At 42.4% G+C, this 20,401-nt stretch carries 21 protein-coding genes; all 21 read right to left on the bottom strand.

What is annotated here, in order from left to right; translation table 11 throughout:
• Positions 1-107: 107 nt before the first annotated feature.
• The 21 genes from NFS18_RS01670 to NFS18_RS01570 all read right to left on the bottom strand — a co-directional run bounded on the left by NFS18_RS01670 (position 108) and on the right by NFS18_RS01570 (position 20,248).
• Positions 108-467 (bottom strand): hypothetical protein, encoded by a 360-nt coding sequence (locus NFS18_RS01670; protein WP_251387004.1) that lies wholly within the window; start codon positions 465-467, stop codon positions 108-110.
• A 94-nt stretch (positions 468-561) separates the two neighbouring features.
• Positions 562-2,238 carry a putative polysaccharide biosynthesis protein gene (locus NFS18_RS01665; protein WP_251387003.1) on the bottom strand — a complete coding sequence of 559 codons (1,677 nt, stop codon included), beginning with the start codon at positions 2,236-2,238 and terminating at the stop codon, positions 562-564.
• Between the two features lie 13 nt (positions 2,239-2,251).
• A complete protein-coding gene (ybeY, locus tag NFS18_RS01660; protein WP_251387002.1) occupies positions 2,252-2,758 on the bottom strand; it encodes an rRNA maturation RNase YbeY in 507 nt (168 codons plus the stop codon).
• Between the two features lie 2 nt (positions 2,759-2,760).
• A complete protein-coding gene (locus NFS18_RS01655) occupies positions 2,761-3,750 on the bottom strand; it encodes a PhoH family protein (RefSeq protein ID WP_251387001.1) in 990 nt (329 codons plus the stop codon).
• Positions 3,747-5,054, bottom strand: coding sequence for a sporulation protein YqfD (locus NFS18_RS01650; protein ID WP_251387000.1), 1,308 nt, complete (start codon positions 5,052-5,054; stop codon positions 3,747-3,749). The genes NFS18_RS01655 and NFS18_RS01650 overlap by 4 nt, the downstream gene beginning before the upstream one ends.
• A gap of 52 nt (positions 5,055-5,106) precedes the next feature.
• Positions 5,107-5,388 carry a YabP/YqfC family sporulation protein gene (locus NFS18_RS01645; RefSeq protein ID WP_331477433.1) on the bottom strand — a complete coding sequence of 94 codons (282 nt, stop codon included), beginning with the start codon at positions 5,386-5,388 and terminating at the stop codon, positions 5,107-5,109.
• 81 nt (positions 5,389-5,469) lie between these two features.
• A complete protein-coding gene (gene carB / locus NFS18_RS01640; protein ID WP_251386997.1) occupies positions 5,470-8,694 on the bottom strand; it encodes a carbamoyl-phosphate synthase large subunit in 3,225 nt (1,074 codons plus the stop codon).
• Between the two features lie 228 nt (positions 8,695-8,922).
• Complete coding sequence (locus NFS18_RS01635; RefSeq protein ID WP_251386995.1) at positions 8,923-9,654, bottom strand: DNA alkylation repair protein; 732 nt, start codon at positions 9,652-9,654, stop codon at positions 8,923-8,925.
• A 54-nt stretch (positions 9,655-9,708) separates the two neighbouring features.
• Entirely contained in the window at positions 9,709-10,164 is a 456-nt protein-coding gene (locus tag NFS18_RS01630; RefSeq protein WP_331477432.1) for a threonine/serine exporter family protein, read from the bottom strand.
• A complete protein-coding gene (locus NFS18_RS01625) occupies positions 10,161-10,934 on the bottom strand; it encodes a threonine/serine exporter family protein (RefSeq protein WP_251386994.1) in 774 nt (257 codons plus the stop codon). The genes NFS18_RS01630 and NFS18_RS01625 overlap by 4 nt, the downstream gene beginning before the upstream one ends.
• Before the next feature lie 106 nt (positions 10,935-11,040).
• Positions 11,041-13,014 (bottom strand): DUF2207 domain-containing protein, encoded by a 1,974-nt coding sequence (locus NFS18_RS01620; RefSeq protein ID WP_251386993.1) that lies wholly within the window; start codon positions 13,012-13,014, stop codon positions 11,041-11,043.
• A gap of 115 nt (positions 13,015-13,129) precedes the next feature.
• Positions 13,130-13,681, bottom strand: a complete 552-nt coding sequence (locus NFS18_RS01615) for a LemA family protein (protein ID WP_331477431.1) — start codon at positions 13,679-13,681, stop codon at positions 13,130-13,132.
• Between the two features lie 67 nt (positions 13,682-13,748).
• A complete protein-coding gene (locus tag NFS18_RS01610) occupies positions 13,749-14,045 on the bottom strand; it encodes a Dabb family protein (protein ID WP_251386992.1) in 297 nt (98 codons plus the stop codon).
• An 84-nt stretch (positions 14,046-14,129) separates the two neighbouring features.
• Positions 14,130-15,011 (bottom strand): LysR family transcriptional regulator, encoded by an 882-nt coding sequence (locus NFS18_RS01605; RefSeq protein ID WP_251386991.1) that lies wholly within the window; start codon positions 15,009-15,011, stop codon positions 14,130-14,132.
• Positions 15,012-15,078: 67 nt separating this feature from the next.
• Positions 15,079-15,654: a chromate transporter gene (locus NFS18_RS01600; RefSeq protein ID WP_251386990.1), complete on the bottom strand. Its 576-nt coding sequence runs from the start codon at positions 15,652-15,654 to the stop codon at positions 15,079-15,081.
• On the bottom strand, positions 15,654-16,241 hold the full coding sequence (locus NFS18_RS01595) for a chromate transporter (protein WP_251386989.1): 588 nt from the start codon (positions 16,239-16,241) through the stop codon (positions 15,654-15,656). The genes NFS18_RS01600 and NFS18_RS01595 overlap by 1 nt, the downstream gene beginning before the upstream one ends.
• Positions 16,242-16,437: 196 nt before the next feature.
• A complete protein-coding gene (locus NFS18_RS01590; RefSeq protein WP_251386987.1) occupies positions 16,438-16,683 on the bottom strand; it encodes a DUF6718 family protein in 246 nt (81 codons plus the stop codon).
• Positions 16,673-17,269 carry a nucleotidyltransferase family protein gene (locus tag NFS18_RS01585; protein WP_251386985.1) on the bottom strand — a complete coding sequence of 199 codons (597 nt, stop codon included), beginning with the start codon at positions 17,267-17,269 and terminating at the stop codon, positions 16,673-16,675. Before NFS18_RS01585 ends, NFS18_RS01590 begins: the two co-directional genes overlap by 11 nt.
• Before the next feature lie 135 nt (positions 17,270-17,404).
• Positions 17,405-17,884, bottom strand: coding sequence for a 23S rRNA (pseudouridine(1915)-N(3))-methyltransferase RlmH (gene rlmH, locus NFS18_RS01580; RefSeq protein WP_251386983.1), 480 nt, complete (start codon positions 17,882-17,884; stop codon positions 17,405-17,407).
• Positions 17,885-17,969: 85 nt separating this feature from the next.
• Positions 17,970-19,358 (bottom strand): NADPH-dependent glutamate synthase, encoded by a 1,389-nt coding sequence (gene gltA, locus NFS18_RS01575; protein ID WP_251386981.1) that lies wholly within the window; start codon positions 19,356-19,358, stop codon positions 17,970-17,972.
• Positions 19,358-20,248, bottom strand: a complete 891-nt coding sequence (locus NFS18_RS01570) for a sulfide/dihydroorotate dehydrogenase-like FAD/NAD-binding protein (RefSeq protein WP_251386979.1) — start codon at positions 20,246-20,248, stop codon at positions 19,358-19,360. The genes gltA and NFS18_RS01570 overlap by 1 nt, the downstream gene beginning before the upstream one ends.
• Positions 20,249-20,401 lie beyond the last annotated feature (153 nt).

Below are 20,401 nucleotides of genomic sequence, written 5' to 3'. Positions count from 1 at the left end.
ATACGACAAAAACGTCCAGTGGACGTTTTTTAGTGACTATGAAGCCGAAAGGCTGAATAGTTACTGAAAACTTTTACAGACCGGACAATCGAGTTGATAATACAACATTAACTTGAATAATTTTCCAAAAAACCATATAATTCCCGTGTTGTTTCAAGATATTTCCCCGTACGTACCTCTTCCTGCACTTCCTCCGGCAAATCCAGCATGCTGATTTCCGTCATTTCATACAGAGTTTCTTTATCACTCAAATAAACTACTACATATCCGTGCAGTTCCATCACATAATATCCATCATTTTTCTGCGCTTCTCCTTTTGTCGTTACAGTCTCTACTCTTTGTTCCTCTTTAAGGCGGGCCTCCTGCCGTTCCATCACATATTGATAGCTGAGCTGATAACCAACCCCCAGACAGAATACAAACAAAAAAACAGCCGCAAAAAAACCAATACAGTAGCTTTTTTTCATCAGGACTTCACTCCTTTTTTCTACAGTATTGGTTTTTCCGTATAGTTTTATACATTATCTGATGAAACATCCATGCCAAACTGCGGTCTTATATTTATCTGTCAGGCAAAAGATGCAGCTTTCTGCAGATTCTGTAAATCCGGTGTCCCTGAGGCAAATCTTTGATATCCGCGCGGGAAAGAACACCCAGCTTCAAAACCCCGACCGCATATACAACCATTGCCGCAAGAACTGCGATGATCGCCGGGATAAATCTTCCACCGATAAAGATATCCAGAATCAGGTGAACAATATATGTTACGATTCCCATGAGTACAGCGGCAATCAATGGTTTGATAAATGTCCGGTCTATCTCCTGCTCATACCCGCATGTCCTATGTATTGCCCGGTCATTTAGCAGACACATACACAGAGCAAACACAATATTGCTGATTACCAGTGCGTAAATATTCCATTTGAATACAACCAGCATCAAATACAATGCTATAAGATGTACAACAAGTGAAATTCCTGCATTTTTTGCTGCCGTAGTCATCTGATCCAGTCCCTGTAAAATAGAATTGGATACCGTTGACCAAGAATAAAGCACAACTGTCACCGCTCCCAGCGCGAGCATAAGAGCCGGGGTTTTACTTGCGTCATTATACAGGAGAACCATCAGCGGAGATGCCAGAACAACAAATCCAACAAAACATGGAATTGCGATCATCAGTGTAAAACGGATTGTCTGATCAATTTTACTATAAATCTGCTTTCTTTCTCCTGTCGTAACAGCCTTGGTCATACTAGGAATTACTGAAGCTGCCAGACCGTTTGCCACTGCCAGAGGCACACTGATCAGTGGATTATATTTACCTGTATATATTCCCTGCATTGCCATATATTCTTTTTCTGTAAATCCCTGAGCTGACATAATGTCGTTAAAAATCTTTAAGTCCAAAATCTGATTGATATTATAAATAGCCGTGCTGAAAATAATCGGAATACTGGTCAGAATCAGAATTTTTAAAATTCTCTGATACCGCTCTTTTTTACGTGACCTGTCTGTTGCAATTCCACGTTTGATATTTCCTTTGAACATATAAAAACAAAACAACAAAAATAAAAGTGCAGATACTGCCCCTATTACTGTTCCAAGGGTTCCTCCCGCCGCTCCGTAAGCCGGACCTAATAGCTCTTCCCCGTTTTTTTCTCCGGCTTTCATTCCAATCTTATATAAAATACTTGCGCCGGCAATACTGACAACTGCATTAACCAACTGCTCAATAATCTGAGAAACCGCCGTCGGCATCATGCTTCCCAATCCCTGAAAATATCCTCTTAAAACTCCCAGCACAGCAACGATAAACAATCCCACCGCCAATACTCTAAGGGCATATATGCTCAAAGGAGATTTCATAATATTTGAAGAAATCGCGCCAGCCCCGAAAAAAATCACCAGTGAAATAAAAACTCCCACTGCCAGAGAAAAAGCCATGGAGCATAAAAATACACGAAATGCATTGCGTCTCTGCCCCATTGCAATTCTTGCAGAAACCAGTTTGGAAACTACCGTTGGGAGACTTAAGCTGGACAGCATCAATGCCATCGCATATACTTCAAAGGCATAACCGTAAAATCCGTTTCCCTCGTCCCCGAGAATATTGGTCAGCGGGATTCGGTATGCAACACCGATGACTTTTGTCACCACCATCGCAACTGACAGAATCATTCCCTGCATCAGGAAATCATCCTTCTTTTTTCTTTTGTGGTTCATCTGTGGCTCAGCCATTTATTTCCTCCATTTATTCTCGCGGGATTTGTACTTTTTCCATGATTTCCCGTTGTTTTTGCTCCATAACAACACGTTCGTCCTCTTCCATGTGGTCAAAGCCAAATAGATGAAGCATACTGTGTGCGATCAAAAAGGCAAATTCTCTTTTCGGAGAATGTCCGTAAGCCTCTGCCTGTGCGATCACCTTATTTTTGGAAATCACAATATCTCCCAGCATCAGTTCTCCCGATTCCGGATTGAAGGCATCCTCTGCCTGTTTTTCAAAAATTTCAAATTCCCCCGGGATTTCATATTCCAGCATAGGAAAAGAAAGGACATCCGTAGACTTGTCCAATTCCCGGAACATTTTGTTCATTTCCTGTATCTCATTATCTGTTGTCAAAAGAAGATTGACCTCCGCTTCATAAGGACAGCCAATATAATCAAGCGCGGCTTTTATGACCATTTCAGCCGTATTTTCTGCATCTACATCTTCCGGCAATACCAGACTTCCTTCCTCTTCCACATATAAACTCATGATTAATTCCGTTTGCCGCCCTTAGGGCTTCGCATTCCTTTCTTCTCGTACTCTTCATATGCTTTGACAATCTTTTGTACAAGGGGATGACGCACAACGTCCTTACTGGACAGTGTACAGATACTGATATCATCCAGATTCTTCACAACCTTCACTGCCACATCCAGACCGGATACAGTGCCCGCCGGTAAGTCCTTTTGTGTAGAGTCACCGGTAATGACCACTTTGGAGCCGAATCCGATACGGGTCAGAAACATTTTCATCTGTGCGGGCGTTGTGTTCTGTGCCTCATCCAGTATGATAAATGCATTGTCCAGTGTACGTCCTCTCATATAGGCAAGGGGCGCTACCTCTATCAGTCCCTTTTCAGAATTCTTAATAAAGCTCTCCGCTCCCATAATCTGATAAAGGGCGTCATATAATGGCCGAAGATACGGATCGATCTTGCTTTGCAGATCCCCGGGAAGGAATCCCAGCTTCTCTCCGGCTTCGATCGCGGGACGGGTCAGAATGATCCGCTCCACCTCATTACTTTTAAATGCAGTGATCGCCATCGCCATCGCCAGATACGTCTTACCGGTTCCCGCAGGTCCCAGCCCGAAGGTGATCATATCTTTGCGGATGGCATCCACATATTTCTTCTGTCCCAGTGTCTTTGGTTTGATTGGTCTTCCCTGTAAAGTGTGGCAGATCAGATCTTTATCAATCTCTACAATTTTCTCTTCATTATCCTCAAATACAAGTGATATAGCGTAATCTACATTCTGGTCGGTAATAGTATTGCCCCGTGCAGACAGTTCCACAAGCTGCGTAAGAACACGCCTTGCCTTGTCGGCATATTTTTGTTCTCCTAATATTTTCACCGCGCCGTCCCGTGCGATCAATGTTACGCAGAAAGTACGCTCGATCTTCTTCGCATACGCGTCAAATTGCCCGAATATATTTCGTTCATGCTCTGTCGGTATATCGATCATTAGTTCCGATAGACTCATTTCAATTCGTCCCTTTCAATTTCAAGTATTTCCGTATCCGCCGCTTCAGTAATCGGTTTGTTCAGATATAATATGCCTTTTGCAGCGGCAGAATTTTCGCTCACATGTATTTTAACATCATTTTTATAAATTTGAATACCCTTTTCTGTTAAATCTTCTAAAAAGCTGTTAAATTTTTCCGTCAAACATACTTGAAGCTCTTCTTTTGTATATTTTTCCGGTTTTGTTGTATACGGTTTTATATGGATTTCTCCATAGGAGACCGGAAGGTAAAAGCTCTCTCCCAGTTTTAGCTGATGTTCCGAAGTATACAACTCACATGTTTGATCTTTAGTTTTTGTAAAACCGACAGAAATCATACGTGAACCAAGTTTGATATACCATGCTTTTCTCTGTTTTTTTGAATTATAATGCTTCTCCTGATAAGTAAGAGGCATAGAATCCTGATAAATCATCTCCGTATCTGCATAAATATCTGCATCTGATTCCCGGTATTGATAATCAATGATTTCTTTTGCGTCATTTAAGACTTCAACTCTTCCCGAAACGAGAATATCGCCCTTTTTCACTGTATCACCAACATGAACCAAAGGTGTACCGCTGCGTGTGATCATAGAGGTAATGATACCGTCTTCGGACGCAACCAGATCTGTAGGCTGCAGGGAATTACCATCTTCCTTTTTTCCGGCATTCTCTTCCTGGCTGACTTGACCAGACACGGCACTGGCTGTATTTTGCTTTATATCTTCCTCGTTTTCCTGAAAAGTATCTTCATTTTCTTTAATCTGTATCCGCAGCCTGCTTCCGTCAATGGATGCTGAAACCCAGACAATATCATTGTATTGTGCACGTATGTCCTTTACGATCTGCGAACAATCTACTTTACGCTTTGGCATTGCAGGAGTTACATTTTTAGTTTCCAAAAACTCCAGCAGTGTTTCATTCGTCCACTTTTCATTTCCTTCAAAATGAATATCCCAGATGAAGGAGGAATAGCAAAAAAGCAGGCAGATACAAAGAATGATACCTGCCAGAAATGCCTGTCTCTGCCGGTTGCGGTAAATAAAAAAAGGCAGGCCGTATCGTTGGACAAGAGTCACCTTTGTATGGGTTTTGCGGGCAAGGGGGCGGAGTTTTTGAAATCCCTGCAAAGTCATATACAATTCGTATGTATCGCCTTTTGGTTCCAGTCCCCATATATAAATCTGATGATGGCTGCACAGGTTCAGGAAACGTTCCGTTGAATAGCCCTGCACCTGTACTTTTACATATCCACGTGTATAACGCAAGATTTTTTGTATCACAATTTCTGTTTCCTTTCTGCCTCATACTTGTTTTGTGTCCATATCTTATCTGTCAGCAAAACTCAAAGGAACAAATACATCCTATAATTTTCATCTCATCATTTGTATAATATTCTATCTGCAGATGCTTTCCGCTTAACCGAATTTGTTTCCCTTTTGTCTGTACCCGGATCAAAGTGTCCGTATATTCGATAATTCCGCGGTAATTTTCAATACAAACTTCACTTGTTCCCAAAACAGTAATTACCGAAGCACCAAGAACAACGTCTTTCGGCATATTTGCGGCAGAAACAAGTCGTTCTTTCAAATGTTCACTTTCTTTTTCATGTTTCATAAAAACGCCACACATACGTCTTTTTATAAAAAGTGTATGTGCGGCGTTTTTGTCCTATTCCGCAATCATGCTGAACTACAACTATTTGTCTGTAATCTCGCTGTGAATCTCTTGGATAGATTTTACTTCGCTGTTGCCATTTTTCTTAATCGCACGGATTCCGCTTGCTGCTGCTTTCGCTGCCGCCATAGTTGTCACATACGGAACTTTTTTCTTGATAGCGCCCTTTCTCAGATAGCTGTCGTCGTCTTTGCTCTCTTTTCCTGACGGAGTATTGACAATAATGTCAATTTTACCGTTTGTGATCAGATCCAGCATATTCGGACGGCCTTCCTGCAGCTTTTTGATGCTCTCCGCTTTGATTCCATTCTCATTGAGTAGTTTTGCAGTTCCTTTGGATGCGATGATCTCAAATCCTGCGTCTGCAAAATCCTGTGCTACTTCTACAACCTCTCCTTTATCCCGGTTGCTGACAGAAATCAGAGCCGTTCCCTCAAGCGGTAATTTCGTCTGTGTCGCCTCCTGTGCCTTATAGAATGCCTCTCCGAAGGACTTGGACAGACCTAATACTTCTCCTGTAGAACGCATTTCCGGTCCTAAGAGCGGGTCTACCTCCTGAAACATATTGAATGGAAAAACAGCTTCCTTCACACCATAATACGGAATATTCTGTTCTTTCAGCGCCGGAACCGGTGAAGGCTTTCCAGTCAGTTCTGCTGTCACAATCTCAATCGCCAGCGGCACCATACGGATATTGCATACCTTAGAAACAAGTGGTACGGTTCTGGATGCACGTGGATTTGCTTCCAACACATATACTTTGCCGTTCTCGATGGCATACTGCATATTCATCAGACCTTTGACATGCATTTCTTCTGCGATTCTTCTTGTGTATTCTTTAATTGTCTTTACATTTTCTTCAGAAATATGTTTGGACGGGATGATACATGCAGAGTCTCCGGAATGAACTCCTGCCAGCTCAATATGCTCCATTACAGCCGGAACAAATGCATGGGTTCCGTCACTTACCGCATCCGCCTCACACTCTGTTGCATGTCCTAAGAAACGATCGATCAGAATCGGACGGTCCGGCGTTACACCGACAGCAGCTTCCATATATCCAGCCATACTTTCCGCGTCATATACAACTTCCATACCGCGTCCGCCCAGTACATAAGAAGGACGGACCATTACCGGATAACCAATTTTCTCAGCGATCGCCAACGCTTCCTCTACGTTTACTGCCATTCCGGACTCCGGCATCGGAATCTCCAGTTTGTCCATCATTTCACGGAAGAGATCACGGTCCTCTGCCAGATCAATAACGGACGGAGCGGTTCCTAATATCTTCACACCATTTTTCTCAAGATCAGCAGCCAAGTTAAGCGGTGTCTGTCCGCCAAACTGTGCGATCACGCCTACCGGCTGTTCTTTCTTGTAAATGCTCAGAACATCTTCCAGTGTCAACGGTTCAAAATACAACTTATCTGAAGTATCATAGTCTGTGGAAACAGTCTCCGGATTGCAGTTTACAATAATTGTCTCAAATCCAAGCTTCTTAAGCGCCAGAGAAGCGTGTACACAACAGTAATCAAACTCGATTCCCTGTCCGATACGGTTCGGTCCTCCGCCTAAGATCATAATCTTCTGCTTTCCTGTGCTGATGGGATTCTTATCTTTGGCATTGTAGGTAGAGTAATAATATGCTCTGTCTTTTGTTCCGCTTACATGAACGCCTTCCCATGCCTCTTCTACACCAAGACTGATTCTCTTATTGCGGATGTCTTCCTCATCTACTTCTAAAATCTGGCTTAAATACTTGTCAGAGAATCCGTTCTTCTTTGCAGAAACCAGCGCTTCATCTGCCGGAAGCTGTCCTTTAAATGAGAGCAGAGTCTCTTCCTCTTCCACCAGTTCCTTCATCTGCTCAAGGAAATAATGTTTTACCTTAGTCAGTTCGTGGATTTCTTCAATTGTGGCGCCTTTTCTCAAAGCCTCATAAATCACGAAATATCGCTCGCTTGTAGCATGGATCAACAGTTTCAGAAGTTCTTCTTTGCTTCTGCCGTCAAAATCCCTTGCATGTCCCAGTCCAAAGCGTCCTGTCTCCAGTGAACGGATAGCTTTCTGGAATGCTTCTTTGAATGTCTTACCGATGCTCATAACCTCACCGACTGCACGCATCTGTGTACCCAGTTTGTCTTCTACACCCTTGAACTTCTCAAATGCCCAGCGTGCGAACTTAATCACAATGTAATCTCCATCCGGCACATATTTGTCCAGTGTGCCGTACTTTCCACACGGAATATCCTTCAATGTCAGTCCTGTTGCCAGCATTGCAGATACAAGGGCAATCGGGAATCCAGTAGCCTTAGAGGCAAGGGCGGAGGAACGGGAAGTTCTCGGGTTGATCTCGATAATAATATCTCTGTCTGTCTTCGGGTCATGTGCCCACTGTACATTACAGCCGCCGATTACCTGGACAGAGTCTACAACTTTATGTGATTTTTCCTGCAAACGCTTCTGTACTTCTTCTGAAATAGTGAGCATCGGTGCAGAACAGAAAGAATCTCCGGTGTGAACGCCAAGAGGATCGATGTTCTCAATAAAACACACGGTAATCATATTGCCTTCTGAATCACGTACAACCTCAAGTTCCAGTTCTTCCCAGCCTAAGATAGATTCCTCTACAAGCACCTGACCTACAAGGCTTGCCTGTAAACCACGGGCACAGACTGTCTTCAACTCATCGATATTGTATACCAGCCCGCCGCCGGCGCCGCCCATTGTATAAGCAGGGCGAAGAACGACCGGATATCCCAGTTCATCAGCGATTGCCAGAGCCTCGTCTACTGTATAGGCAACTTCGCTTCTTGCCATCTCAATGCCTAAGCTGTCCATCGTTTTCTTGAACTCGATGCGGTCTTCGCCGCGTTCAATCGCGTCAACCTGGACTCCGATGACTTCTACGTTATATTTCTCTAAAATACCTGCTTCGGCTAATTCGGAGCATAAATTAAGACCGGATTGTCCGCCGAGATTCGGCAATAAGGCATCTGGTCTTTCCTTTGCAATAATCTGCTCTAATCTATTTACATTCAATGGTTCAATATAAGTAACGTCAGCAATCTCCGGGTCAGTCATAATCGTTGCCGGATTGGAATTCACCAATACAATTTCGTATCCCAGATTTTTCAATGCTTTACAAGCCTGTGTGCCGGAATAGTCAAACTCACAAGCCTGTCCGATAATAATCGGGCCGGAACCGATGATCAGTACTTTGTGGATGTCATTTCTCTTTGTCATCTGTCTTCCTCCTGTCTTCACTCACAATATTTTCAATTGGGTATTATACATGAAAAAAGATAGACAGGCAATGCCAAAATACATCTTTTATACAAACTCTTTTTCAGAAAATCTAAAAATTTTTTAGATTTATTTCTCTACTTATGTATACTTATCCCGTGCGCTTATAAATCAGAAGAAACGATTGCTATAACCACCCGCATAAAACAGATATGCTGTTCCGATTTTTTACGGTAACTCTTTCCGTTTTAATAGATTTAATCGCTCCTTCTCTTCTTTACTCACCCGATAAGATTCCCGTATCTTCTGAATAGACTTATTATGTGTAAAATCATCCATCTCATTATTTTCAAGAAATCTTCCTGTCTTCTCTGGGAATTTGATATAACAGATTGAGACGAGCCATGCCGCAGCCATCTTTACATAATAGCCGTTATGATGCACCACGTTGCAGATATGCAAAATGTCATCGATATGCTCTTCGTCAATAAAATGTGCCAACAGCGCAACCAACAAAAAACGAAGCTCAAATTCCGAATTGCTGCTTTTGTATTTCAAAATATATGAATACCAGTAATCTTGCTCCTTCTGCATAAACTTCATATTCATGGTACAAGTGTCACAAATTGCCCAGTTACTGATTTTCGGCACAAATGTATCCAGATAAACGGTCCGCTCCTTTTTATCCATCTTTGCGTAACCGAGGATGAGCCCCAACAGAATCAGTTCTTCATGATAAGAGGATTCGTTGACACCGTCCTCTGCCTCATTCAGATATTCATAAAAATCTCCTTTTACAACCTCCTTTGCGATGATCCGAATGGCTGGAATACGCACGCCAAGTATATGCTCCACCCCTGGCAGTAATTTTTGATTGAACGCTTTGTAATCTTCCTCAGGAAGACACTCAAGTCTTTTTCTCACCTTCCTGATTTTGTCTTTCTGTTCTTTTCCCGTCATATCTGTCTTCCTTTTCCCTTTACTCCATATTCTTGCTCTGTGTTACTTACTCCATTACTTATTTGAGACTTTCCAGTTAATTTGCTTTAACACCTTAAAAAATGTTCCCACCAAAAAAATTGCCAACGCTATCATCCCTGCTATTTCCAAAGTCTGAACCAGATAATAGGCGCTCGTTCCATTCTTTCCGGCCATAATATAATAGACGATCCGGTACATCCCCGCTCCCGGAACGGTCGGCAGTATTCCCGGAATCAGGAAAATAGTGACCGGAGCATACAGCACCCGTGCAAATGTATGTGACAAAAAAGCGATCACCAGCGCTGATAAAAAGGATGCAATAACTGCTCCCATCTCACATTCCATACATAATAAATAAACTCCGCCTCCGACTGCACCAATGATTCCGGCATAAGGCAGATGCTTCTTCGGACATTCCAATAGTACTGCAAAACATGCGATGGCAATAAAACTTCCCACAGTTCCCAGAACCAGATTTATAATATTCAAAACAATCCACCTCCCGGCTGTAAAATTCCCGTAACGGCCATTCCCATACCCACGCCTAGTGCAATCGCCACCGCGGTCATAAAGGCCTCCATAGACCGGGCTGCTCCCGCCAGATAGTCTCCCTGCAGGGAATCACGGATTGCGTAAGTAATCGCCACACCGGGTACGATAGGCATAATACTGCTGATGATGACAGTATCCATATGCAGACCCGGAAATATTGATTTTAAGAAAATCGCAGTCAATGCGGCTCCAAACGCACTGAAAACATTTAAAAGAAATCCCTGTATCCGTAAATATTTTCCAATCGTAGTAACCAGCGCCAGTGTCACCCCTGCCAGGGCGGCTCCGCCGATTTCAGGGAAGCTTCCGCCAAACAACGGTGCAAATCCGGCACAGACACCAATTGTTGCCAGATTGTATATCACTCTTCTGTACTGTCTGCCCCCTATTGCTTTCAGCTCTGTATAAGCCTCTTCCAGCGTCATCTCCCCGGCACAGTAACGGCGCGATATGGAATTGACACACCCAATCCGGTTCAGATTTGTTCCCCGGCTCTCCACACGTTTAATTACGGAAATGTTTTCCATGTCGGGGTTGTCCAGTGTCACAAATATACCTGTGGTCAGTACAACAGTTTCCACAGTCTCCACATTAGCGGTTTTTAAAATACGGACAATCGTCTCCTCCACCCGGTAAGTCTCCGCACCGCTTTTTAACATCGTGACTCCCGCCAGAACCGCCGTATTCATTAACAGTTTATAATCCATAGTAATCTCCACAATTTTTCAACCCTGTTATATAAAAAGAAAGGCGGTCACAAAACAGTCATTGTTTCTGCTCTGAACAGCCTTTATGTTAAACTCTCCGCAGCTGCTACCAGCTGCCGCCCCCTCCGCCGCCGAAACCTCCGCCGGAAAACCCGCCGCCCCTGGTCCCTCCGGAAGAACCTCCTGAAGACTGCGGCGGTCTGGGTGTAGAAATTGTTGTTGTTATATGTTTCATATCACCGTGCAGCATATGGCGCATCATATAATAATCAAAGTACGTCCTATTACCGCTTCTCGTCTCATACCATTCGGGCGCCGGCAGAGTAAGGTCTTTCATCTTATCCAGTAAAATATCTGACAGGCCAAACACATAAGCAAAAGGCAGAATATGATAAAATAACTGGGGCGAATCCTGTGCGATTACTTTCATACGTTCCAGTTCTGCTGTTTCGATAAAATCTCGCAGACCGACCAGATATCCCATCCATTCCACACATTCCTCTGTCCGCTTCTTCATAAATCCCGTAAGTATAAGCCCGGCAAGGGATGTTACAGAAGCTGCCGCAAGTCCCGGAAATAAATTGAGAAGATTTCCGCGAAGCATTTCGATTCCATAAACCAAAACCAGTGATGCCACAGAAGTCACGCTCATTGCTACTGCCACACTTCCCATGGCCAACCGAGGACTCCTCGCCCTGGAATACCAGTAATCCACAGTCTGGTTGAAAAGAAGCATACCAATCAAATAAAGAACCGACAGCAGGAATACCAGTCCATTGGCAGTTGTATACATGACCAGACTGATAGTAAACCCAACGAATGGGATGCCGCTTAATATAGAACTTACTGCACGGGCAATCTTAGAACTGTCCGTATACACTCTGTGAGAGTAATTTTTTGCAATCTGTTTCTTAGTTTTGGCAAAAATATCTGCTGTCTTATATTTCAGACTGGAAAGAACCACATCCTCGCCCACAGGAGCATATTTCCCAAAAATCCCGTCAAACAAAGTCTTCTCATACTCCGGTGCATCGTCCGGCAGATCTCCCAATTTTGTGAAAGCAAGTGTGGATTTTTGTGTCTCCCGGATTTTTAAATACCCTTTATCTGCCCAGTAAAGAAGCAATGATATGGTATCAGTATCAGATACATTCCCATCTATAATATACCCCACTGCCGCACTGTCCATCCCGCTGGGCGGATGGAACTGTATGGATGGAATAATCTGTTTGTCCCTTCCAAAGAAGAAAAACATGACAGCCATAACCAGAACGGCGCCGCCGGAAATCAAGATCAGCAGCAGATTTATCGGTCTTGTTGTATTTACGGCAGTAAAATACCCTTCCTCCAGAGTAACATAAAAGGACATTCCTGTTCCAACCGGAAGCTCCTGTAAAAGTTCGCCGGATACAGTATTGCCATTCCATGTCAGACGTACAATCTCCCTGCCATCCATACGTTCACCATAACGACCGCAATATATCTGTAAGGAATCCGTATTGATTTTTTTCGGAAATGAAATGGAAAATGTACTTCCCACAGGAATCTGATTCTGCCATCCTGTTGGAAAAATGTTGTAATAAGCATTGTTATAGCCTTTACCGGTAACCGGAGTTACATCGTACTGTAATTGATATTCCTGAGCGCCAACAACAATTTCGTCGGCACTCCCCAGACGAAACACCTTGTTGCCGTTATCCGTACTGACCTCTATGGGTACGGAAGCCTGCGTTTTCTTAGAATCAAATTGTGCATAATACGGAATCTCAGCAATACTTCCATCCTCCCGTATCTCTGTAACAATCCCTTTTTGCGGTACATAGCGGTAAATCCCATGCCGGGGATTCTGAAAATCTACATGGATTTCTTCAGAAACCAAATAGGAATTATCTTCCCCTATCTGAATCTGTGTATGATATCCCGTTGTAGTCATATACACATCTTCTATCACGGTCTCCTGCCCACCATTTGATGAAGAAAACAGACCCATCAGACTCAAATTACCGCTTGTAAAAAAAAGTAAAATCCAGACTGCAAGATAAACAAAGCTTCTCCGATAATTTCTAAAATAAACTTTCATATACTCCCTCATTCAGTTTCGTTTTCTTATTTCTATACATCTCGTAACAGTGCAGCCGTAAAACCACACTTTACATCCACCGCCGGATGTTGTATTGCACCGTGGATTATGAATATTAAAAAGATATTTTTACATTATCACGTTCCTGTATATCCCGAACTTCATATAATGGTTTTCTGTGGAAACCGAACATTCCAGCGACCAGACTGCCTGGAAACACTTCCGTTTTTGTATTGAATTTGTTCACAACACCGTTATAATACCGGCGAGCTCCTGCAATCTCTTCTTCAATATTAGAAAGCTGTCTTTGAAGCTCTACAAAATTAGTATTTGCCTTTAATTCCGGATAGCTCTCTGCAATTGCAAATAAAGAACGCATACTTCCTGTCAGCAGGTTGTCGTTCTCGATCTTCTCCTCCGGTGTAGTCGCTGTCAATGCCATGTTTCGTGCATTCACAACCTTTTCCAGTGTTTCAGATTCGTACTTTGCATACCCTTTAACTGTTTCTACATAATTTGGAATCAAGTCATAGCGTTTCTTCAATGATACATCCATTGCGGAAAATGCTTCCTCTGTCTTATTTCGAAGTGTTACAAAACCGTTGTAAGAGCTGATGAGCCAGATAACAGCCAGTACAACGATGGTAAGAATTATAATCCAAATCATAATCTTTTCTCCTTGTTTTGTTTGATGCTATAGTCTGTTATTACAATGATTTATATACAAATTCCCCTTAATAATCCAGACATGCACGTTCTGTTACATAAGGTCTTATATAAGTATCTGCCGCTGCCATGTGCGCCGGATGCACAGCATATACCCCAATATCCTCTGCACTTTCCAGTGTACTGACAAGTGCAATGTCATGGGTACTGGAAGTAAGCGGATTATCTACAAAGTCCAGCGACAAAAGTCCGGGCACTTTTCCCACAAGAGCGGTCAGATTTTCCGCCATTGCTTTTTTCAGAGCCGGTTTTTGCTCCTCTGTAATTTCAGGTTTAAATTTCCACATTACAATATGATGTACCATAACTGTTTCTCTCCTTTTCTACATGCTTTTTATGACTCTACTATAAAGAATGAAGGAGCATTCGTCAAGAAATTAATTTCCGGTTTAAACTTCCACATCACAATGCAAAAGTTCTTGTATCACCCGGATTTGTTTTGATACATATTTATTCTTATGAATAACAAGATTGAAACTGCGTTTTACACAAATATCTTTGAGCGGCAAAACGATCATTGTTCCATCTTTTATTTCCTGCTCTACCATCCTTTTTGAGAAAACGGCAATGCCCAGTCCATGGGTCACTGCATTTTTAATAGATTCCGTATTTGTACTGCAAAATGTCCTATTCAAATAAAGCCCCTGTTCATCAAATAACTGCTCGAGCTGGTTGCGCTGTACACTTCCGCTCTCACGGCTGACATAATCCTGTCCCTGAAGCATGTCCAGCGTAACAACCGGTTCTTTTGAAAGCGGATGTTCCCTGCCGCATACGATGACTAGCTCATCTTCACACACCGGAGTCACGAAAAGATTCTCATTTAGAATGGTTCCCTCTACAATTGCCAGATCCACTTGATTACACAGAACTGCCTGTTCAATTTCAGAGGAATTAGTAACAATCACATCAAACCTGCAGCTTGGCATCTGTCGTTTGGCTTCATCTAATATCTCATGTATCAGGCAGGTTCCCACAGTTACACTACAGCCGATATTCAAATGATACTGCTTTCCAGCCTGATCCATAGCAGCTTCCAGCTGCCAAAAGGAATCCAGAATATGACGGGAAAAAGAGAGCATAAGCTCTCCTTCTTTCGTCAGATATAACTTTTGAGACAGACGTTCAAATAATTTTACTCCATAATGCCGCTCTAACTCTGCAATCGCCTGACTGATACTTGGCTGGGAAATATGCAATATTCTCGCCGCTTTACTCATGCCTCCTGCATCCGCTACCGTTGTAAAAATTGATAAATGCCGTATCGTCATAACCCGATCCCTTTTCCCTTTCCTATGTTAAAAATCATGTGAAACGATTTTTCTGTTTTTATATCACCTATATTACTGCCCCCATAATCGCATAAATGGCGGTTCCCACAACTCCGCTTCCCAGAATGATCGCGATCGCGCTTGCTTTATATTTCCGCAGGATATACAGCGCGGCCGCAAAAATTCCCAATTCTACCCAGCGGATATTACTCAATACCACCTCCTGAAGTTCTGCCTGAAAGAGTCCCAACAGCAAAATAGATGCCCCCGCAGATGCGATCAGCGCTACAACTGCGGGACGCATTGCGCCAAGTACAACCTGCACGCCGCTTACCGTCCTATATTTGTAATAAAAATGAGCAAGGATCAGGCAAATGAAAAACGATGGAATGATACATCCGATCGAACACAACAGAACTCCGGGGATTCCTGCGATCCGCATTCCGACGAAAGTTGCAGAGTTGATAGAAATCGGTCCCGGCGTCATCTCTGCAACCGTGATCAGGTCTGAAAACTCTTCCAACGTCATCATGCCATAAATATTTACAATCTGATCCTGAATCAGAGGGATTGCCGCATAACCGCCTCCAACGCTGAACATTCCTACCTGTATAAAAGCAAAAAACAATTTGAATAATAGCATTACACAATCCCTCCATCCTTTGTTCTAACCATTCCGAATGTTTTTACCAGAAGGTCAATAATCCCAATTCCAAGACAGGTCAGAATGATGATCATTGCACTGACATCTAACAAATAAGTTGCAATAAAGGCAGTAATCATCATGGCAATGTACAATATTCTCTTTGTATTCCATACATTATGTGCCAGATTCCATACTACATCGAAAATCACGGCTGCAACTCCGGCTCTCATCACTTGCAGTGCTGTGCCGATATAGGGATTGGTGCGAAACTGCTCATAAAACACTGAGATAACAGAAATAATGACCATCGGCGGAAGAATTGTTCCAAAAATTGCAGTCAATGAACCAACAACTCCCGCAATCCTGTATCCGATGATCACGGATGCGTTGACAGGTAAAGGTCCCGGCGCCGACTGGGTAATCGCAGTCACATCCAGCATCTCATCCTCTTCCAGCCATTTCAACTCTTCTACATATTTTTTCTTCATCAGAGATACGATAACAAATCCCCCGCCAAATGTGCATGCACTCAGTACAAACATTGACTTAAACAAAACCCATAACTTACTGTAGTCTTTCTTCATAATAACCTCCATACTTTTTCGTTCTGAAAAAAGTATAGCATAGTATAATCTATATGTGAAATACATAACTTTTATACTTCCTATAGGTAATTAACTATGAATAAATCAAATTTTGAGAGGTTTCTAATTAAAAGTAATAACTCACTTATGATATGGTTCTCCATAACAGATGCAAGTGAGGTTTCTGCTTAAAATATTAAGAAACCGCCTCTAACTCAGCAACCTTATCAATATAGGTTTTCATATCATCAATATAGGTGTATGGTGCATATTCTGGATACATTTCTGGCGAATCTAACACTACTATCTGTACATTTTTTTTGCGTATTGCTTCTAAAGTTCCCGGAAGGCATCTCGCTTCATTTGGTGTTTTGCAGCTATACGCAATACAGCCTTGTTTATCAAATATTTTCGCAATAACATATATCTTTTTATCTCCCATTTTTATCACCTCGCATTTCTTCTAATTTTTCTATGAAATCCCATTCTGTATGAATTTCTTTATCTACATACAATTGATACATTGCTCTTCCAATATCCGCATTATCATATTTATAAATATACTTATGACTCCATATATTATATTGAAAGTCCGCCCCACACCATAATTGAACTTCTATCGGATATGCTCTGTTATCTCTTTGATAGTACAGATGTATCGCCCTATATCCATCATCTGTCTGTTTGCCATTTCTTAAATCCACTACACGAAAATAATCTGGAAATTCCGTTGGATACTCTTCCAAATGTAACCGAAACCCTAATACATCATTGAAGCATTGTTTAAAGCCACCTTTATTACGAAGTGTTTTCTCAAATTTTCTGTATATAGAATCATCACTTTTGAATCTTGATCCAATCAAATTTTCTTGAACCAAAATATCTACATAATTTGCTCTATACCTTCCTATATCTTGTATAATCCGGTCAATAGGAGTTTTACTTAATGAAATCTGTTTTAAACTTTGTCCTAATGTAGATGTATATGATAATTCGTCAAGAATTTCTTTTGGGATAAAATTATTCATTACTTTTCCCCTCCATTCACGGCATGTTTATATAAAAGGTGTGCATTACTACAAAGTAATTGCTCAATATCTCTTAATTTTTCCTTTCTAAAGGACTTGGATTCTATATATAATAACCAGAGTCAAAAACCTCATTTACTTATGATATGGTTCCTGTTTAATGATCCGGTAACTCCGATAAATCTGTTCCAGCAAAATCACCCTCATCAATTGATGGGGAAATGTCATTTTTGAAAAACTCAGCGCATAATCTGACCTCTGAAGAGCCTCTCCGCCCAGACCAAGCGACCCTCCAATGACAAAAATAATATGGCTGTTTCCCTGTATCCCAAGACTGTCAATCTTATCTGCCAGTTCTTCTGACGTAAGCTGCTTTCCCTGAATCTCTAGTGTAATGATATAGGCATCCTCTTTGAAATACTTCACGATCCGCTCTGCTTCTTTAGATTTGATCATTTCTATCACCGTTTCACTTGCATTCTCTGGTGTTTTTTCGTCTGCCACCTCTACGATTTCCAGTTTGCAATATTTACTTAGCCGTTTACTGTATTCTCCGATTGCGTCCCGCAGATATTTTTCTTTTATTTTTCCGACTGTAATTACTGTGATCTTCACCCTTCTCTCCTTGCTATCCGAACATTCTTATTCTAAAAAGTGCGGATATGATTCACACACCCGCACTTTCCAAATACTTCCATTCTTATTTATCTCTCAGATATTCATCAATTCCCTTTGCAGCAGCTTTACCTGCACCCATTGCCAGAATAACTGTTGCGGCTCCTGTAACGGCATCTCCTCCTGCATATACGCCTTCCTTGGATGTTTTGCCATTATCTTCGTCAGCCACAATACATTTCCACTTGTTGATCTCCAGACCTTCTGTCGTAGAAGAAATTAACGGGTTCGGAGATGTGCCAAGTGACATGATAACAGTATCTACATCAATAGTATATTCAGAACCGGGAACTTCAACCGGACGTCTTCTTCCTGAAGCATCAGGCTCGCCAAGTTCCATCTTAATGACTGTCACACCTGTTACATTTCCCTTATCATCTACATGAATCTCCTTCGGATTGGTCAGCAAATCAAAGATAATGCCTTCTTCCTTTGCATGATGTACTTCTTCCACTCGTGCCGGAAGCTCTTCTTCGCTTCGACGGTATACGATATGTACTTCTGCACCAAGACGGAGCGCTGTTCTTGCCGCATCCATTGCAACGTTACCGCCGCCTACTACAGCAACTTTTGTTCCTGCTGAAATCGGCGTATCATAGCTGTCGTCAAATGCCTTCATCAGGTTGCTTCTTGTCAGATATTCATTGGCGGAGAATACACCGTTCGCATTCTCACCCGGAATACCCATGAACTTCGGAAGTCCTGCACCGGAGCCGATAAATACTGCTTCAAATCCTTCATCTTCGATTAACTGATCGATCGTTGTAGACTTGCCGATGACAACATTTGTCTCGAACTTAACACCTAATTCTTTTACTTTCTCAATCTCTTTTGAAACAACCTTCTGCTTCGGAAGACGGAATTCTGGAATTCCGTATACAAGCACGCCGCCCAGCTCATGAAGAGCTTCAAATACAGTCACCTCATATCCAAGCTTTGCAAGGTCTCCTGCACAAGTCAGACCTGCCGGACCGGAACCGATAACGGCAACCTTATGTCCGTTCATCTTTTCTGCGCCAATCGGCTTGATATCATGTTCCAGAGCGTAGTCTGCTACAAATCTCTCCAGCTTACCAATAGAAACCGGCTCACCCTTGATGCCGCGGATACACTGACCTTCACACTGGGATTCCTGCGGGCATACACGTCCGCAGATAGCCGGAAGTGCAGAAGCCTGACCAATGACTTTATATGCTTCCTCAATGTTGCCTTCTTTTACTTCTTTGATAAATCCAGGTATATTGATAGATACCGGACATCCCTGAATACACTTCGCATTTTTACAATTGATACATCTGGAAGCCTCTTCCATTGCTTCTTCCTGATTATATCCAAGACATACTTCTTCAAAATTCGCTGCACGCACCTTTGGATCCTGTTCTCTTACCGGTACTTTCTTTAATACATCTCCCATTAGTTGTCACCTCCGCAATGTCCGCATCCGCCGTGATGTGTATCGCCTTCCTGAAGCTTCAGCATTGCACGTCCCTCTGCGGTCTTATATGTCTGGCTTCTCTTCATTGCCTGATCAAAATCTACCAGATGTCCGTCAAACTCTGGTCCGTCCACACAGGCAAACTTAATCTCATCTCCAACCTGCAGACGACATGCGCCGCACATTCCGGTTCCGTCTACCATGATCGGGTTCATGCTGACAATCGTTGGAATCTCCAGCTTCTTAGTCAGAAGACATACGAATTTCATCATGATCATCGGTCCGATTGCTACACAGACATCATATTTCTTGCCTTCATTCTGTACCAGATCTTCTACGACAGCCGTTACCATACCGGAACGTCCATAGGAACCATCATCAGTTGTTACATACAGATTACCCGCAACAGCATCCAGCTCTTTCTCAAGGATTACCATATCCTTTGTCTTGGCACCGAGTACAACGTCTGCCTCGATTCCATGCTCATGCAGCCATTTTACCTGCGGATATACCGGAGCAGCTCCTACACCGCCGGCTACGAAAAGCATCTTTTTATTCTTAAGGGATTCTAAGTCTTCCTCCACAAATTCAGACGCACATCCAAGAGGTCCCACGAAATCCCGGAAAGTGTCTCCTGCCTTTAAAGCGGACATCTTCACTGTAGACGCTCCAACCTCCTGAAATACAATTGTGATCGTACCCGCTTCACGGTCATAATCACAGATTGTCAGTGGAATCCTCTCTCCCTTATCATCCATCTTTACAATCACAAACTGACCCGGCTCACAATGTTTGGCAACACGCGGTGCTTCCACATCCATGAGATAAATCTTATCAGCCAGTTTTTCTGCTTTTAGAATCTTATACATGATCTTCCTCCTTGTATTTTGTAAATAAATACCCTTTTATTATCATACGCTATTCCCAATTAATACGCAAGTATTCTTTACTGGAAAAAAGACAGATATCCATTTCGATACCTGCCTTAATCGCTGCTTTGTCAAATTCTAAAGAACTTGCCT

The sequence above is a fragment of the Mediterraneibacter agrestimuris genome (assembly GCF_943193195.1).
Taxonomy (GTDB): Bacteria; Bacillota; Clostridia; order Lachnospirales; family Lachnospiraceae; genus Schaedlerella; species Schaedlerella agrestimuris.
The sequence above is the reverse complement of the archived record's forward strand: the minus strand, read 5'-3'. Positions and strand labels throughout refer to the sequence as shown.

Coding starts and splice junctions, on each gene's coding strand:
- NFS18_RS01670 (WP_251387004.1), bottom strand. CDS start 467: ATGAAAAAAAGCTACTGTATTGGTTTTTTTGCGGCTGTTTTTTTGTTT.
- NFS18_RS01665 (WP_251387003.1), bottom strand. CDS start 2,238: ATGGCTGAGCCACAGATGAACCACAAAAGAAAAAAGAAGGATGATTTC.
- ybeY (WP_251387002.1), bottom strand. CDS start 2,758: ATGAGTTTATATGTGGAAGAGGAAGGAAGTCTGGTATTGCCGGAAGAT.
- NFS18_RS01655 (WP_251387001.1), bottom strand. CDS start 3,750: ATGAGTCTATCGGAACTAATGATCGATATACCGACAGAGCATGAACGA.
- NFS18_RS01645 (WP_331477433.1), bottom strand. CDS start 5,388: ATGAAACATGAAAAAGAAAGTGAACATTTGAAAGAACGACTTGTTTCT.
- carB (WP_251386997.1), bottom strand. CDS start 8,694: ATGACAAAGAGAAATGACATCCACAAAGTACTGATCATCGGTTCCGGC.
- NFS18_RS01635 (WP_251386995.1), bottom strand. CDS start 9,654: ATGACGGGAAAAGAACAGAAAGACAAAATCAGGAAGGTGAGAAAAAGA.
- NFS18_RS01625 (WP_251386994.1), bottom strand. CDS start 10,934: ATGGATTATAAACTGTTAATGAATACGGCGGTTCTGGCGGGAGTCACG.
- NFS18_RS01620 (WP_251386993.1), bottom strand. CDS start 13,014: ATGAAAGTTTATTTTAGAAATTATCGGAGAAGCTTTGTTTATCTTGCA.
- NFS18_RS01615 (WP_331477431.1), bottom strand. CDS start 13,681: ATGATTTGGATTATAATTCTTACCATCGTTGTACTGGCTGTTATCTGG.
- NFS18_RS01610 (WP_251386992.1), bottom strand. CDS start 14,045: ATGGTACATCATATTGTAATGTGGAAATTTAAACCTGAAATTACAGAG.
- NFS18_RS01605 (WP_251386991.1), bottom strand. CDS start 15,011: ATGACGATACGGCATTTATCAATTTTTACAACGGTAGCGGATGCAGGA.
- NFS18_RS01600 (WP_251386990.1), bottom strand. CDS start 15,654: ATGCTATTATTCAAATTGTTTTTTGCTTTTATACAGGTAGGAATGTTC.
- NFS18_RS01595 (WP_251386989.1), bottom strand. CDS start 16,241: ATGAAGAAAGACTACAGTAAGTTATGGGTTTTGTTTAAGTCAATGTTT.
- NFS18_RS01590 (WP_251386987.1), bottom strand. CDS start 16,683: ATGGGAGATAAAAAGATATATGTTATTGCGAAAATATTTGATAAACAA.
- NFS18_RS01585 (WP_251386985.1), bottom strand. CDS start 17,269: ATGAATAATTTTATCCCAAAAGAAATTCTTGACGAATTATCATATACA.
- gltA (WP_251386981.1), bottom strand. CDS start 19,358: ATGGGAGATGTATTAAAGAAAGTACCGGTAAGAGAACAGGATCCAAAG.
- NFS18_RS01570 (WP_251386979.1), bottom strand. CDS start 20,248: ATGTATAAGATTCTAAAAGCAGAAAAACTGGCTGATAAGATTTATCTC.